Source organism: Rhodococcus sp. NPDC079359, assembly GCF_040702585.1.
Classification (GTDB): Bacteria; Actinomycetota; Actinomycetes; order Mycobacteriales; family Mycobacteriaceae; genus Rhodococcoides.
On sequence record NZ_JBFBLH010000002.1, the window covers coordinates 120,312 to 134,750 of the forward strand.

Sequence of the window (14,439 nt, forward strand, 5' to 3'; positions counted from 1 at the left end):
GGGTGTAGGAGTGATTCACCGCGCCCACGCTACAAGTACCGCCCCCGATGTCCGTCACACTGCGGCGCGGAGTACTTCTGCGACCGGGGTGGACGCTCGACCGATCAGGGCCTGCAGGTCTCCGGAATCGGTGTCGAGTTCGCCGCGGGCAATCCCGGCATCCGCGCTGGCCAGCATGGTTGCCACGAAGTCGGGCAGTCCTGCGCCCTGGAGAATCGCGGCGTATTCAGACTCCGAGACGTCCTTGTAGGCGATCGGCTTGCCGGAGAGTTCGCCGATGACGGCCGCAAGCTCGGCGTAGGTGAGGCGTTCGTCGCCGCCGAGCTCGTAGATCTTTCCGCCTTGATCGTCGAGTGTCAGCACGGCAGCGGCCGCGGCGGCGAAGTCGACGCGAGACGCGGCGGCGAGCTTGCCGTTGCCTGCCGCGCCGAGGAGCACTCCGCTCTCTACGGTCTGGGCGAGCGAACCGAGGTAGTTCTCCCAGTACCAGCCGTTGCGCAGGAACACCGCGGGGATGCCGGACGCGGCGAGGCGCTCCTCGGTGGCCTTGTGCTCGGGCGCGAGGCTCACTCCCGAAGTGTCTGCGGCCAGCAGGCTGGTGTAGGCGATCAGGCCCACTCCGGCGGCCTCCGCTGCCTCGATCACGTTGGTGTGCTGCGCAATTCGCTGACCCACCTCCGAGCCCGAGACGAGCAGAAGCTTGTCGACGCCGGCGAGAGCCGCCGTCATCGCGGTGGAATCGGAGTAGTCGGCGACCCGAACCACGACACCGCGTTCGGCCAGCGGAGCGGCCTTGTCCGCGTTTCGGACGACCGCCACGATGTCGGCGGGTTCGACACCACGCTCGATGAGTGCGTCGACGACGAGTCCGCCGAGATTGCCCGTTGCTCCTGTTACCGCTGTGGTCATGATCGAACTCCTGAAGTCGAGGTGTCGAGTACCCCTTCACTATGCACTTACTTTTCGTGCAGTGCAACCCTTCTAGTTATTACTGACTCTTTGATATGCGCTAGCATGGCGATATGTCCGAGCCCGCAGAATCTCTCGAAGCGTCCGTCTTCGCGCGTGACTGTGCGTCGAGGCAGACATTGCAGAACGCCACCAGCAGGTGGGGCGTGCTCGCCCTCGCCGCCCTCACCGAGGGCGACTATCGATTCAACGCGTTGCGCCGACGCGTCGACGGCGTCAGCGAACGCATGCTCTCGCAGACCCTCCAGACCCTCGAGCGGGACGGCCTCGTGGTCCGCACCGTCCTCGAGACCATTCCACCGAAGGTGGAGTACAGCCTCACACCGCTGGGACGCGACGTCGGTACCCGATTGGCCGATCTCATCGAACTGATCGAGGGCAACATGCCTGCCGTCCTCGAGTCACGCGCCGAACACGACGCCCGCTGATCGGCCGGGCTCAGGCGGGCGGCGTCACCAGGCACCACTCGTTGACCTCGGGATCGAGCAGCACCTGGAAGGTTCCCGCCGCGTCGGAGTGTCGGTCGCCGAGCACCCTCGCGCCCAAGGCGACGGCCGACCCGACGGCACGGTCGATATCCGATACGGCGACGTCGAGGTGGAGTCGATTCTTACCCGCTTTGCTCTCCGGGACTCGCTGAAATGCCAGCCGAGTGAACCCGGAGACGTCGACGAAGTGCCATGCGGCGTCACGCACCATCGGCTTTCCGCCGAGTATCGCGGCCCAGAATTGCGCCAGCGATGCCGGGTCCGTGCAGTCGAAAACCACCTCGTCGATGCGTCCGATCACGGTCCGATCCTAGAGGCCGCGAACACCCACCAGCGCGTTATTTCAGCGTGATACTACCGAGACGTTTCCGTGATGATGCCGAACCCGTGCCGCGTTCGGACCCGTCGAGACTCGACTTCAGGCGTGCGGGTCCTGCGCAACACCGGCCCGACGACCGAGACGCTCGGCACACCGGTGTCGACGCACTGATCTGGGGAGGCATTCATCATGTTCCACACCAAGAGGATTGTTGGCGGGGCGGCAGCATTCGGATTCGCGTGTGCATTCGCGGCACTGGTACCCGGCACTGCATCCGCAGCACCGGTCGCCTGCACCACCGCACCCGGAGGGGCCGATGTCGCTGCGCTCGTCGGAGGATCGCAGTGCGACAGCTCCGCCGACGTCGCGAGTGCGGCGGCCGGCCTCGGCCTCGAGGGCTGGGGTTCGGCCGAGGCGATGAACAACGCAGCCGCCCTTGCACTGGGACTGAACGGTGGAACTGCAGTGAGCAACGGCAGTTTCGGTGGCGCGCCTGCAGCTATCGCCTTCGGCCCCGGTGCCGTCGCACAGAACACCGCAGCCGGTCTCGGGCTCTCCATCGCGGTGGCAGCACCGGGCTCCACCATCACCCTCACCCCGAACGGCGCGGTGTGCAACGGTGCCGGAATCGCGGGCAGCTTCACCACCCTGCAGGGCTGCATCGGCTGACGTGCGCCACGGGGGGGTGCGAGTGGGCGATATGGATGTCACCGAAGGCTGTGTGATCTACAGTCTCAGTGACCGGCAGTCTCGGTCACCCACAATCTCGGAACGCGAGTCGGAAACGGCACGCTGAACAAGGAGTTCGACGGCAATGATGTCCTACCTGCTCTACGACGTTCTGCTCCCCCAACTCGGCCACGACGTCGCGTCGTACTGGGCACACCTGCTGGTTGTCGCCCCGATCTGAGTTCTTTCGACCCGTCACGACGAAGACATCCCCGCTCGGCCTTCTCGGCCGGGCGGGGATGTCTCGTTCGAAACCGGAATCGAATCAGACCGGCTGGGGCAACAGTCGGGTCAACACATCCGACAGGGTCACGACGCCGACGCTGCGAGCCGGATCGTCCGCCGCCGCCGAACCGTCGACCACCAGTGCCAGGTGATGCCGGGTCTCGCGCATCGACTGCAGGGCAACGTACACCGGCGTCGTCGCCTCCAGCGTGTATGCCGGACGCGTGATCTCGGCGAGGGTCTGCGGAGCGGTCAACGTGTCGCGCACGTGCACCACGCCCTTGACCACGTCCGCGTCGCTGACCAGGATCCGCAGATGCCCCGAGCGACGTGAGGCCTCGCGCACGTCGTCGATGGTCGCCGTCGACGGTACCGACGTGGGCTTGCCGAACTGACGCACCAGGTCGCCGACGGTCAATTCCTGCAGTTCGAGCGCACTGGAAATCTGCGCCTGATAGCTGGCATCGAGGGCACCGACGTTCACCGAATGCTCCACCAGCTGCCGAAGGTCGTCCGCGTTCTGGCCCGTACCCACGGTGTCGGCCGGCTCGACGCCGACCCGCCGCAGGCACCAGTTCGCCATGTTGTTCAGTGCCGTCAGCACCGGACGGGTGAGAAACATGAACGCGCGCATAGGGATTGCGAGCATCGTCGCGGACTTCTCCGGATGGGCGATGGCCCAGGACTTCGGAGCCATCTCACCGACCACCAGGTGCAGGAAGGTGACGATGATCAGCGCGAGCACGAAACCGAGGACGTCGGCGAACCAGTACGGCAGGCCGCCGCTCTCGAACAGGGGCGTGAGCCAGTAGTGCACGGCCGGCTTCGTCGTCGCACCGAGACCGAGGGTGCAGACGGTGATGCCGAGCTGGGAGCCGGCGAGCAGAACCGTCAGCTCGGACGAGCTGCGCAGCGCCGCACGAGCGGAGCGTGAATTGGGTGCCGCGTCTTCGAGCCGATGCCGCTTGGCGGCCAGCAGCGCGAACTCGACGGCCACGAAGAAGGCACTGGCAGCGATGAGGCCGATCGTGACGGCCAGGAAAATCCAGATGTTGCTCATCGGTGCACACTTTCCTTCGACTCGGCCGACTCGTCGTCGTGTTCGGGGTCACGCTCGCCGAGCGTCAGAGTCAGCAGGGACGGGACGTGGCTGTCGATCTCCTCGATCTCGAGGATGACGAAACGAACGGGACTCTCCTCGTCGTTCGCCAGATCGGCGTTGTCCGGTGGTAGGTCCACTTCGATCCGTTCCCCGACATCGGGGAGAGATCCGTTGTGCGCGATGGCGAAACCGGCAATGGTCTCGTAGTCACCCTCGGGCAGATCGATGCCGATGGCACGTTCGACCTCGTCGACGTGCACCTCGCCGGCCATGGTCCAGCTGCCGTCGTCGGCACTGACCGGGCTCGGATCGGACAGGTCGTCGTCGTGCTCGTCGGTGATCTCGCCGACCAGCTCCTCGGCCAGGTCCTCGATCGTGATGACGCCGGTCAGACCGCCGTATTCGTCGATCACACAAGCCAATTGGTTCTTGGTCGAGCGCAACTCGCGCATCGCGTCGGGCAGGGTCTGGATCTCCGGGAGGATCAGCGCGTCACGCGTGAGCTCGGAGATCGGTGTGGAACCCGGCACCGTCGCGGACAGGACGTCCGCGAGATGGACGACGCCGACGATACCGTCGTCCTCGTCGAGCACCGGATACCTCGAGTGCTCCTGCCCCATCAGGGCAGCGACCTCGCTGAGAGTGTCGGTGTCTCGGACCGTCGCCGATCGTGAGCGCGGGATCATCGCGTGTTCGACTGTGCGAGTGGGGAAATCGAGGATTCGATCGAGCAGCGTCGACAACTCGTCGGGCAGATCGCCGGTCTCGCGGGAATCCGAGACGATGTGCTCGAGGTCGCGCAGGCTCGCCGAGTGCTCCACGTCGTGCACCGGCTCGATCTTGAGAGCCTTGAGCAACAGGTTCGACGACTGGTCGAAGATGGTGATCAACCACCCGAAGAGCTTGAGGTAGATGGTCGTCGACAGCGAGAGCCATCGAGCCACCGGCTCGGGGCGGGCGATGGCGAAATTCTTCGGGAACAGTTCACCGAAGAGCATCTGCACGAACGTCGCGAACGTGATCGCCAGAACGGCACCGAGGCCGACACCGACAGCCGTAGGAACTCCGACGCCGCCCAGTATCGCGCCGAAGGACTGACCGATCAGCGGTTCGGCGACATAGCCGACCAGCAGGCCGGTGACCGTGATGCCCAGCTGAGCACCGGACAGCATGAAGGACGTGCGCTTGGTGACGGTCAGGGTACGAGCGGCGACGGCGTCACCGGCCTCGGCACGTGCCTTGAGCCGGGACCGGTCGACGGTCATGTACGCGAATTCCTGGGCTACGAAGTAGCCGGTCGCGACGGTGATGAGGAAAACGACGAGCAGGCCGAGCAGAAGAGTGAGCAGAACGCTCATTCGCCGGACACCGCCTCGCACGTAGTAGCTGTGGTGCGGGGGGCCGTGTCCGGCCCGGGTTTATCGCTGTCCATGATTCCTCGAGGTTGTAAGGGTGAAGTTTGTCCGATACTACCGGGTCGAAGTCAGTGTCGGGTCACGGAGCCTTCACGACCAGGACGGGAACCGGGCAGTCCAAGAGCACTCGCTGCACGGTGCTGCCCATCAGGAACTTGCCCACCGCGGAGCGACGCTTGGAGCCGATGACGACCAGGCCCGCACCGACGTCTGCGACGAGATCGACCAGCGCGCCGGCCGGGTCGCCGCCGTCGGGCTCGACGCGCACGGTGGTGGCAGTTCCGGGAAGGGTTTTCTCCACCTCGGCCTGCGCTGCCGCGCGGTCCTCTGCCGATACGGAATCGCGGTCCACCACGGACAACACGATCAGCTCGGCCTGACGCAGCTCGGCCTCGGCGGATCCGCGTCGCAGCGCTTCCTGCCCCTCGGGGGTGTTGCTCATCGCTACTGCCACTGCGCTCGCTACCGACACGTTCTCTCCCGTTGCTCGTTGCTCGTCTTCACCGAGGATCACCCTCGGGGATTTGTGAACTGGACTAATCAGACAAACTGTATCTAACCTGACGCTGTGACACCCCACACGAAAGGTCTCTGATGGCGATATCGCCCACACTGCTACGAACGGCCGGAGCCTTGGTGGTGGTGGGAGCAGTCACCGTTGCCGGAATCGACGCCGCTCGCAGTGCCAGCGGCTCCGACGCCCGAGCCAAATTGACACTGATCGCACCGGCTGCCGCGGGCGGCGGCTGGGATCTGGTCGCCCGCGAATCGCAGCAGGCGCTGCGTAGCGACGGCATCGTCAACAACGCTCAGGTCGTCAATGTCCCCGGTGCCGGCGGCACTATCGGCCTGAGCCAACTCGACAACCTCAGCGGTCAGCCCACCACCGTCATGATCACCGGAACCGTCATGCTCGGCGGCATCGCGATCAACAACTCCGAGACCACACTGGCCGACACCGTCCCGATCGCCAAGCTCGCCGAGGACTTCGAGGTCTTCGTGGTGCCCAAGGATTCACCCATCCAGAATCTCGAGGACATGATCGAGGCATGGCGGGCCAATCCCGGTGGACTGCCGATCGGCGGCGGCTCCCTCGGCGGAATCGACCACATCGTCGCGGGTCAGTTGGCGCAGGAAGCCGACATCGACCCGGCCGCAATCAATTACATCGCCTACTCCGGAGGCGGCGAGGTCCTGACATCGCTGCTGTCGAACACCGTCGGCGTCGCGGTCAGTGGGTTCAACGACTTCCGCGACCAGATCGAGGCAGGCAACGTACGCGCACTCGCCGTGGCCGCGCCCGAGCCGCTCGAGGGATTCGACGTGGAGACGTTCATCGAGCAGGGCTACAACGTCGACCTGGTGAACTGGCGCGGAATCGTTGCGCCGCCGGGAATCTCGGACGAGGACCGGCAGACTCTCGTCGACATCGTCACGGAGATGGTCGAGACCGAGCAATGGGCGACGGCCGTCGAACGCAACCGCTGGAAGGAATCCGTCCTGACCGGAGACGAATTCGGCGAATTCCTCGAGGTCGAGCAGACACGCATCACCGGAATTCTCGAGGAATTGGGGCTGGTATGACAACGACGACCACAGACACCGACACGGGTACGTCCCGGTCGTTCTGGACCGGCCGCAGCGGCCTGATCGTTCCGGCACTGCTCGTCGCACTGGGATTGTTCCTGGTCTACGGAACCGTCACGATGGATGTTCCGTCCACCGCCACCTCGCCTGGCCCACAGGTCTTTCCGGCCATCGTCGCCGGCGGCTGCTTCGTCGTCGCCCTGTTGGTCACCATTCAGTTGATGGTCAAGCCCGACGTGATCGACCGCGGGGTCGACGCCGACGGAAAGCCGCACACCGGCACCGTCAGCAACTGGCGAACCCTGTCGATCACCGTCGGATCGGTGGCATTGTTCATCGCTCTGCTCGACCCGCTCGGCTGGGTCCTGGCCGGCGCACTGCTGTTCTGGGGCGTGTCGGTCGGATTGGGCGGTCGCCGTTACGTGTTCGACGCGGCAGTAGCACTGCTGGTCTCGAGCACGATTCAGATCGCATTCTCCGCTGGCCTCGGGCTGACCCTGCCCGGCGGCGTCCTCGCCCAAATCTTCTGACGGAGCTGAACTTCTGATGGATTCATTGAGCAATCTCATCGACGGATTCGGCACCGCGCTGACTCCGATGAACCTCGTCTGGGTGTTCGTCGGCGCGCTGCTCGGAACCGCCGTGGGCGTCCTGCCCGGTCTCGGCTCCGCCATGGCCGTGGCCCTGCTGCTGCCCGTCACCTTCACCCTCGACCCCACCGCGGCGCTGATCATGTTCGCCGGAGTGTATTTCGGCGGCCTGTTCGGCGATTCCATCTCGGGCATTCTGATGAACACCCCCGGCAACAGCACTGCGATCGCAGGCACGTTCGAGGGCCATCGAATGGCCAAGAACGGCCGCGCCCCACAGGCTTTGGCCACCTCGGCGATCGGCGCATTCATCGGCGGTATCGTCGCGACCACCCTGGTGGTGTTCTTCGCCCCGACGCTCGCCGCCTTGGCGACCAACTTCGGTCCCGCCGAATATCTCGCCCTCGCGGTGTTCGCATTCATCGCCACCTCGGCGGTGGTCTCGGACTCCGCACTCAAGGGCCTGACCGCACTGCTGATCGGCCTCACCCTCGCCGTCATCGGTATCGACGGCCCCTCGGGCGCTTCACGATTCACGTTCGAGGTTCCTGCCCTGTTCGACGGCATCCACATCGTCGTCATCACCGTCGCGATGCTCGCCCTCGGTGAGGTCATCCACATCGCGTCGAAGATCGGTCGACCCGAGGACCGTTCGCTGATCAAGTCGCAGGGACGACCGTGGCTGAGCAAGGCAGAGTTCCGCGATGCGTTGCCGGCATGGATGCGCGGTACGGCATTCGGTGTGCCGTTCGGTGTGATCCCCGCGGGCGGTGCCGAAGTGCCGAGCTTCCTGGCCTACGGCACCGAGCGCAGGCTCGATCGCAAACGCGAGAAGCCGATGTTCGGCAAGGGTGCCATTCGCGGCGTCGCAGGTCCCGAGGCCGCCGGAAACTCCACGGCCGGAACAGCGATGGGCGCGCTGCTGGCTCTGGGTCTGCCCACGTCGGCGACGGCCGCGATCATGCTGGCGGCTTTCCAGCAGTACGGCATGCAACCCGGGCCCCTGCTCTTCGAGCGCAGCGGCGACATCGTCTGGGCCCTGCTGGCCAGCCTGTTCGTGGCCATGATCGTGCTGTTGATCCTCAACCTGCCGTTCGCACCACTGTGGGCGCAGCTGCTGAAGATCCCGAAGAACTACCTCTACGCCGGCATTTCGGTGTTCGCAGCCCTCGGCGTCTACGCGTCGAGTGCGTCGATCGTGGACCTGATCTTCATGCTCGGACTCGGCATCGTCGGATTCATGATGCGGCGCTACGAGATTCCGCTCGCACCGGTGCTGATCGCGGTGATCCTCGGCCCGCTCGCCGAGGAATCACTGCGACGCGCACTGGCCGTCAGCGAAGGAGATCCGTCGATTCTGATCAGCAGCGGCATCACCATCGTGCTCTACGCACTGATGGTCATCGCTGTGGTGTTCTCGATCGTCAGCAAGATCCGCGCCCGTAAAACCGCAGACTTCTAGAGCTCTGTGTGCCCACAGATTATTCAGATGCCCACCTGTGACGGTGGGCATCTGAATATCTGGTCGGCAAACGCCGGGTACTGCTAGTGCTGCAGGGCCGGGTAATCCGTGTAGCCCTCGGCACCATCGGTGTAGAACGTGCTCGGGTCGGGCTCGTTCAACGGCAGATCCTCGCGCCAGCGGTAGGCGAGGTCGGGGTTGGCGATCGCCGGACGGCCGACGACAATTGCGTCACCGATTCCGTTGTCGAGAAGTGAGAGCGCCTCGTCGCGGGTGGTGATCTCACCGAAGCCACTGTTGACGAGCACCGGGCCGCCGAATGCCTGTCGCAGATCCTGGACCAGCTCGCCCGACGGATCCTTGTGCAGCACACTGAGGTACGCCAATCCCAGGGGTGCAATTCGATCGACCAATGCGCGGTAGGTTGCGCGCACGTCATCGGCGTCCGTCTCGAGCGCGTCCTGGATGTTGTGCTCGGGTGAAATGCGAATTCCGACCTTGCCCGCTCCGAGAGCGGCGACCACTGCTTCCACGACCTCGGCCACGAAGCGCGCCCGATTCTCCGGCGAGCCGCCGTACGAGTCGTCGCGCTGGTTCGAGGCGGGCGAAAGGAATTCGTGCAACAGATATCCGTTGGCACCGTGGATCTCGACGCCGTCCATTCCGGCGGCGATCGCGTTCTTCGACGCCTGCACGAACTCGGCGATCACCGAGGGCAGCTCGTCCTCGCGCAGCGCACGCGGGGTGGGGTACGCCTTCTTGCCCTCGTAGGTGTGGGTTTCGCCCTCGATGGCAATGGCACTGGGCCCGACGACCTCGCGGCCACCCGTCGTCGCCTCGTGGGTCACGCGACCGGCGTGCATCACCTGCGCGAAGATCCGTCCGCCGTCGGCGTGCACTGCATCGGCGACGTTGCGCCAGCCCTCGATCTGCTCGTCGGTGACCAGACCGGGCTGACCGGGAAAGCCCTGGCCCGCATGGCTGGGGTACGTACCTTCACTGACGATCAGACCCAGGGATGCACGCTGCTTGTAGTGCTCGACCACCAGCGGGCCCGGTACACCGTCCTGGCCGGAGCGCGTCCGCGTGAGCGGGGCCATCACCAGCCGGTTGTCGAGCTTCAGGTCACCGAGCGCCAACGGGGTAAACAACTTCATGGATCTCTCTCCTCACGAGTGCGTGCACAATCTTTGCCACTGCTCACTCCGAACTCGAAAGATCCACCGAGCTATTCCGCCTCGAGACATTGCTCACGCCGAACGCAGCAGTGGTGCGGATAGGTGCCGCCTGAGGCACTTATCCGCACCACTGTTCCATCTGGTCGTTCCGCAGGCTCCACTCCTACGCGCAGGCACTCACAAAATGTAGAGCATCTCCTGATACGTCGGCAGCGGCCACAGATCGTCGGCCACCATGGCTTCCAGAGTGTCCGCCGCAGATCGAACGGCGGCCATCGCGGGCAGCAGTTCGTCCTTGGCGTGCGTCGCCTCGGCGAGGGCCTCGCCGCCGGGGTCGGCTTCGAGCGCGGCCTTCAACGTCGCCAACGCGGCGCGCAGCTCGGCGAGCGGTGCCGACACCGCCTGCAGCGCAGTCATGTCGACGTCGTCGACGCCTGCACCCTTGAGTGCACTGACGTTCTGCGCCAGCTCGGTCTGATAGCGCACGGCTGCGGGCAGAATGGACGTCTGGCCCATCTCGAGTGTCAGACGCGCCTCGACGAACACCGTCAATGCGTACTGTTCGAGCCCGATCTCGTAGCGCGAGTGCATCTCTCGGTGGTTGAAGACCTTGTACTTCTCGAACAGTTCCATCGCCGAGTCCGAAATGAGTTCGGGCAACGCGTCGAGCGTCGTACGCAGGTTCGGCAGGCCGCGTGACTCGGCCTCGATCTGCCAGTTGTCGGAGTAGCCGTCGCCGTTGAACACCACCGCACCGTGCTCGGTGATGATCTCGGTCAACAGGTTCTGCACCGCGGTGTCGAAATCTGTGCCCTCGGCGACGGCCAGCTCGAGGTTGGTCGCCATGTAGTCGAGAGCCTCGGCCATGATCGTGTTGATCGTGACCATCGGGCCGTTGACGGTCTGCATCGAACCGGGTGCACGGAACTCGAACCTGTTGCCGGTGAACGCGAACGGACTGGTTCGGTTGCGGTCGCCGGGGTCGGTCGGCAGTACGGGCAGGGTGTCGGCACCGATCATCATGGTGCCCTTGCCCTTCGACGACGTCGCCGCGCCCTTGGCGATCTGGTCGAACACGTCGGCGAGCTGATCGCCGAGGAAGATCGAGATGATCGCGGGCGGAGCCTCGTTCGCGCCGAGGCGGTGATCGTTGGTCGCCGACGCCACCGACGCGCGCAGCAGACCGCCGTACTTGTGCACCGCGCGGATGACGGCAGCACAGAAGACGAGGAACTGCGCGTTGTCGTGGGGGTTGTCGCCGGGCACCAGCAGCGATCCCAGATCGGAGTTACCGAGCGAGAAGTTGACGTGTTTGCCGGAGCCGTTGACGCCTTCGAAGGGCTTCTCGTGGAACAGGCATTCCATGCCGTGCTTCTTGGCGATGGTCTTGAACGTCGTCATCAACAGTTGCTGGTGATCGGCTGCGATGTTGCCGCGCTCGAACATCGGCGCGATCTCGAACTGCCCTGGTGCGACCTCGTTGTGCCGGGTCTTGGCCGGGATGCCGAGCTTGAACAGCTCGCGCTCGGTGTCCATCATGAAGCCGAGCACACGCTCGGGAATGGCTCCGAAGTAGTGATCGTCGAACTCCTGGCCCTTCGGCGGCTTCGAGCCGAACAGGGTGCGGCCGGCATTGAGCAGGTCGGGCCGGGCGAGGAAGAAGTGTCGGTCGACCAGGAAGTACTCCTGCTCCGGACCACAGAACGAGACGATGTTCTCGATGTTCTCGTGCCCGAACAGCTTCAGGATCCGCTCGGCGTGCCCACCCATGGCCTGCTGCGAACGCAGCAACGGCGTCTTGTGGTCGAGGGCCTCACCGGTCATCGAGACGAACACCGTCGGGATGCACAGGGTGTTGCCGTTCGGATTCTCCAGTACGTACGCCGGGCTGGTGACGTCCCAACCGGTGTACCCACGAGCCTCGAACGTGTTGCGCAGGCCGCCGTTGGGGAAGCTCGACGCGTCGGGCTCGCCCTGAATCAGCGTCTTGCCCGCGAATTCCGCGAGCGCGCTGCCGTCTCCGACCGGGTCGAAGAAGCTGTCGTGCTTCTCGGCCGTCAACCCGGTGAGGGGATAGAAGACGTGCGCGTAATGCGTCGCGCCCTTCTCCAGTGCCCAGTCCTTCATCGCCGACGCCACCGCGTCGGCGACCAGGGGGTCGAGCTTCTTGCCTTTGTCGATGGTCGCCATCACCGACTTGAACACGGATTTGGGCAGTCGCTTCTGCATGACGACCTTGCTGAAGACGTTCTCTCCGAAGATCTCGCCCGGCTTCTCGTCTCCGACGAAGCTGACCGCAGGCGGCACATACGCCTCGACGTCTTTGATCGCCTGCAGGCGTACGGTATTTCCACTCATGGCTACCCCTTGACAAGGTGCTGCTCCACAGCTGGATTTTGTGGAGTCCGACCCGGCGACTGTACGAATGCGACGTGGCGGTCGTGTTTCGTCGCTGTGTCCACTGCGAGGCAAAAACGGCGACCGGAGTTTCCTTCCACGCAGACGGGGTAACTCCGTAGCCAGCGTAAACAACCGAAAGCGAGCCCCATGAGCGACCAGCTGACCGTCCGCCGCGTGATCGACGCTCCCCCGGCCTCGGTGTTCACCGCACTGGCCAACCCCGAGGTTCAGGCCGCGGTCGACGGCTCGGAGATGTTGCGTGGTGCGATCGAACCGACACCGCTGCGCGCGGTGGGCGACACCTTTGCGATGGACATGTATCAGCCGGAGCTGGGCGAGTACGTCATGGAGAACACCGTGTTCGTGTTCGAGCAGGATCGACGCGTCGGCTGGATTCCCAATCGCCAGGGGATGGGACCGCGTGGCACGCGGTGGTCCTGGGAACTCGAAGAAGTTGCCGAGAATCGGACAGCTCTCACACAGGTCTACGACTGGTCCCGCGTCACCGACCCGGAGTTCCGCAAGATGGCCGGCTTTCCCCGGGTGACCGAGGAACAGATAGTCGGCACCATGCGCCGGCTCGCCGAGCACCTCGGCGTCCCGCTCGAAGACTGATCCCCGACGACAGGAAATTCTCATGGTCGACGTCACCCGCACCTTCACCGCCGCTGTTCCGATCGAGAAGGCGGCCGCCTTTCTACGCGACTTTTCCCATGCGCCGTCGTGGGATCCCGGAACCCAGAGCTGCACACAGATTTCCGACGGTCCGGTCGCCGTCGGAACGCAGTGGCACAACGTCTCGAAGCTGTTCGGTATCACCACGGAGTTGACCTACACCTTGGTCACCGACGAGCCTGATCACATCGTGCTCGAGGGCGAGAACAAGACGGCCACCAGCGTCGACGACATCACGTTGACCGCCGAAGGACCGCACGCCACCCGAATCGACTACCACGCGAAGGTCGAATTCAACGGTGCCGCCAAGGTAGCCGGCCCGTTCCTGAAGGCGGGGTTCGAGGCGAAAGTCGCGCCGGACACCGTGGAGAAGATGACCGAGGCGCTCGAGCGACTGGGCTGAGGCCCTACTTGCGTGCGAAAACGGTGAAGTTGTCCGCTGAGCTCGCCAGAACGTCGGGTGCCACGATCGAACCGTCGTCGGCGAAGATCTCGGAGATGGTGAACCCGGCATCGGTCACCAGTCGTCGCACGTCTGCCACGGTGGTGAAGTGCATGAACGGAGCGAAATCGTGCGCAGCGAGCGGCGCTACGGCCCACGTTCCGCGATCGACGACCCGAGAGCGCGCAGACCACCAATTGGCAACGCTACGAACGACTCCGGCGGGATCGAGCAGTCGTCGTCCGACAGCCGTCACGATGCGCGCGAGTGAGAACGTGAACCGCTGGGTCGGTCTGCTCAACTGAAACGGCTTCTCCCCGAACGACGGTCCGTTGCGGTTGAGAGTGGAGAACACCAGAATTCCGGACTCGCCGAGAACTCGGTGAAATTCTGCGAGTACTCGAACTCGTTCGTCATGCGTCACGGTGTCGATTCCGTTGTTGCTGAACACGATCAGACCGAACTCGCCGTCGGAGAAGTCCGCCAGATCACGCGCGTCGGCCACATGCGCCTGCAGGTCGGGAAAGTTTCGCCGAAAGGCGTCGACCATGGTTGGTGCGTAGTCGATCGCAACGTAGCGGTCGCTGATCAGCCGAAGCAGCGCCGTGGTTCGTCCGCTGCCGACTCCCACGTCCAGTATCGGCGTTCCGCGCGCAACCGAGGCCGCAGCGACCAGCGCCGCCGCCTCCCCGCGGTCCAGAAAACCGTCGGTCGGACCCGCATACTCCACGTACGCCGCAGCCACCCGCTCACTGTCGAACACATCCCGATTGTGGTCTGTGGACACCAGATCACCTTCGCTTCCCACCCTGCGGACACAAGCGTCGCTCCCCTGGTGTCAGACGGTACCGGCGAACC

15 protein-coding genes are annotated in these 14,439 nt (G+C 64.7%); 7 read left to right on the plus strand and 8 right to left on the minus strand.

All coding sequences use genetic code 11. From position 1 onward, the window contains the following. Nucleotides 1-54: 54 nt before the first annotated feature. Nucleotides 55-909, minus strand: coding sequence for an SDR family oxidoreductase (locus AB0362_RS05210; protein WP_149404954.1), 855 nt, complete (start codon nt 907-909; stop codon nt 55-57). Between the two features lie 113 nt (nt 910-1,022). Here AB0362_RS05210 and AB0362_RS05215 point away from each other — a divergent pair, with 113 nt between their 5' ends. Next, nucleotides 1,023-1,397, plus strand: coding sequence for a helix-turn-helix domain-containing protein (locus AB0362_RS05215; RefSeq protein ID WP_366235054.1), 375 nt, complete (start codon nt 1,023-1,025; stop codon nt 1,395-1,397). Between the two features lie 10 nt (nt 1,398-1,407). Here the strand turns inward: AB0362_RS05215 and AB0362_RS05220 are convergent, their stop codons facing one another. Then, entirely contained in the window at nt 1,408-1,758 is a 351-nt protein-coding gene (locus AB0362_RS05220; RefSeq protein ID WP_366235055.1) for a VOC family protein, read from the minus strand. A 207-nt stretch (nt 1,759-1,965) separates the two neighbouring features. On the opposite strand from AB0362_RS05220, the gene AB0362_RS05225 reads away from it, so the two are divergent. Continuing rightward, nucleotides 1,966-2,445, plus strand: coding sequence for a DUF6764 family protein (locus AB0362_RS05225; protein WP_068055767.1), 480 nt, complete (start codon nt 1,966-1,968; stop codon nt 2,443-2,445). 325 nt (nt 2,446-2,770) lie between these two features. Here the strand turns inward: AB0362_RS05225 and AB0362_RS05230 are convergent, their stop codons facing one another. The 3 genes from AB0362_RS05230 to AB0362_RS05240 form a co-directional block, all read right to left on the minus strand. Beyond that, on the minus strand, nt 2,771-3,790 hold the full coding sequence (locus tag AB0362_RS05230) for a hemolysin family protein (protein WP_068055764.1): 1,020 nt from the start codon (nt 3,788-3,790) through the stop codon (nt 2,771-2,773). Then, nucleotides 3,787-5,190 (minus strand): hemolysin family protein, encoded by a 1,404-nt coding sequence (locus AB0362_RS05235; protein WP_094639256.1) that lies wholly within the window; start codon nt 5,188-5,190, stop codon nt 3,787-3,789. The genes AB0362_RS05230 and AB0362_RS05235 overlap by 4 nt, the downstream gene beginning before the upstream one ends. 136 nt (nt 5,191-5,326) lie before the next feature. Beyond that, nucleotides 5,327-5,719 (minus strand): universal stress protein, encoded by a 393-nt coding sequence (locus AB0362_RS05240; protein ID WP_317548158.1) that lies wholly within the window; start codon nt 5,717-5,719, stop codon nt 5,327-5,329. 122 nt (nt 5,720-5,841) lie between these two features. Here AB0362_RS05240 and AB0362_RS05245 point away from each other — a divergent pair, with 122 nt between their 5' ends. From AB0362_RS05245 to AB0362_RS05255, 3 genes are read left to right on the plus strand one after another with little or no spacing between them, the layout of a single operon-like run. Next, entirely contained in the window at nt 5,842-6,831 is a 990-nt protein-coding gene (locus AB0362_RS05245; protein WP_149404950.1) for a tripartite tricarboxylate transporter substrate-binding protein, read from the plus strand. Next, complete coding sequence (locus AB0362_RS05250) at nt 6,828-7,364, plus strand: tripartite tricarboxylate transporter TctB family protein (protein WP_366235058.1); 537 nt, start codon at nt 6,828-6,830, stop codon at nt 7,362-7,364. Before AB0362_RS05245 ends, AB0362_RS05250 begins: the two co-directional genes overlap by 4 nt. A gap of 16 nt (nt 7,365-7,380) precedes the next feature. Next, nucleotides 7,381-8,886, plus strand: a complete 1,506-nt coding sequence (locus tag AB0362_RS05255) for a tripartite tricarboxylate transporter permease (protein ID WP_068055749.1) — start codon at nt 7,381-7,383, stop codon at nt 8,884-8,886. An 83-nt stretch (nt 8,887-8,969) separates the two neighbouring features. Here AB0362_RS05255 and AB0362_RS05260 read toward each other — a convergent pair whose 3' ends face one another. Beyond that, nucleotides 8,970-10,043, minus strand: coding sequence for an alkene reductase (locus tag AB0362_RS05260; RefSeq protein WP_366235059.1), 1,074 nt, complete (start codon nt 10,041-10,043; stop codon nt 8,970-8,972). 198 nt (nt 10,044-10,241) lie between these two features. Continuing rightward, nucleotides 10,242-12,422, minus strand: coding sequence for a glutamine synthetase III (locus AB0362_RS05265; protein ID WP_149404947.1), 2,181 nt, complete (start codon nt 12,420-12,422; stop codon nt 10,242-10,244). A gap of 189 nt (nt 12,423-12,611) precedes the next feature. On the opposite strand from AB0362_RS05265, the gene AB0362_RS05270 reads away from it, so the two are divergent. Next, the gene (locus AB0362_RS05270) at nt 12,612-13,079 is read left to right on the plus strand and encodes an SRPBCC domain-containing protein (RefSeq protein ID WP_149404946.1); all 468 of its coding nucleotides are present in this window, start codon (nt 12,612-12,614) and stop codon (nt 13,077-13,079) included. Between the two features lie 22 nt (nt 13,080-13,101). Further along, nucleotides 13,102-13,542, plus strand: coding sequence for an SRPBCC family protein (locus tag AB0362_RS05275; RefSeq protein ID WP_317548153.1), 441 nt, complete (start codon nt 13,102-13,104; stop codon nt 13,540-13,542). A gap of 4 nt (nt 13,543-13,546) precedes the next feature. Here AB0362_RS05275 and AB0362_RS05280 read toward each other — a convergent pair whose 3' ends face one another. After that, on the minus strand, nt 13,547-14,368 hold the full coding sequence (locus tag AB0362_RS05280) for a class I SAM-dependent methyltransferase (RefSeq protein WP_366235060.1): 822 nt from the start codon (nt 14,366-14,368) through the stop codon (nt 13,547-13,549). Nucleotides 14,369-14,439: the final 71 nt, after the last annotated feature.

What these genes read in the sequence shown, in the direction of transcription:
- AB0362_RS05210 (WP_149404954.1), bottom strand. Translation starts at nt 909, where the DNA reads ATGACCACAGCGGTAACAGGAGCAACGGGCAATCTCGGCGGACTCGTC.
- AB0362_RS05215 (WP_366235054.1), top strand. Translation starts at nt 1,023, where the DNA reads ATGTCCGAGCCCGCAGAATCTCTCGAAGCGTCCGTCTTCGCGCGTGAC.
- AB0362_RS05225 (WP_068055767.1), top strand. Translation starts at nt 1,966, where the DNA reads ATGTTCCACACCAAGAGGATTGTTGGCGGGGCGGCAGCATTCGGATTC.
- AB0362_RS05230 (WP_068055764.1), bottom strand. Translation starts at nt 3,790, where the DNA reads ATGAGCAACATCTGGATTTTCCTGGCCGTCACGATCGGCCTCATCGCT.
- AB0362_RS05235 (WP_094639256.1), bottom strand. Translation starts at nt 5,190, where the DNA reads ATGAGCGTTCTGCTCACTCTTCTGCTCGGCCTGCTCGTCGTTTTCCTC.
- AB0362_RS05245 (WP_149404950.1), top strand. Translation starts at nt 5,842, where the DNA reads ATGGCGATATCGCCCACACTGCTACGAACGGCCGGAGCCTTGGTGGTG.
- AB0362_RS05250 (WP_366235058.1), top strand. Translation starts at nt 6,828, where the DNA reads ATGACAACGACGACCACAGACACCGACACGGGTACGTCCCGGTCGTTC.
- AB0362_RS05255 (WP_068055749.1), top strand. Translation starts at nt 7,381, where the DNA reads ATGGATTCATTGAGCAATCTCATCGACGGATTCGGCACCGCGCTGACT.
- AB0362_RS05260 (WP_366235059.1), bottom strand. Translation starts at nt 10,043, where the DNA reads ATGAAGTTGTTTACCCCGTTGGCGCTCGGTGACCTGAAGCTCGACAAC.
- AB0362_RS05265 (WP_149404947.1), bottom strand. Translation starts at nt 12,422, where the DNA reads ATGAGTGGAAATACCGTACGCCTGCAGGCGATCAAAGACGTCGAGGCG.
- AB0362_RS05270 (WP_149404946.1), top strand. Translation starts at nt 12,612, where the DNA reads ATGAGCGACCAGCTGACCGTCCGCCGCGTGATCGACGCTCCCCCGGCC.
- AB0362_RS05275 (WP_317548153.1), top strand. Translation starts at nt 13,102, where the DNA reads ATGGTCGACGTCACCCGCACCTTCACCGCCGCTGTTCCGATCGAGAAG.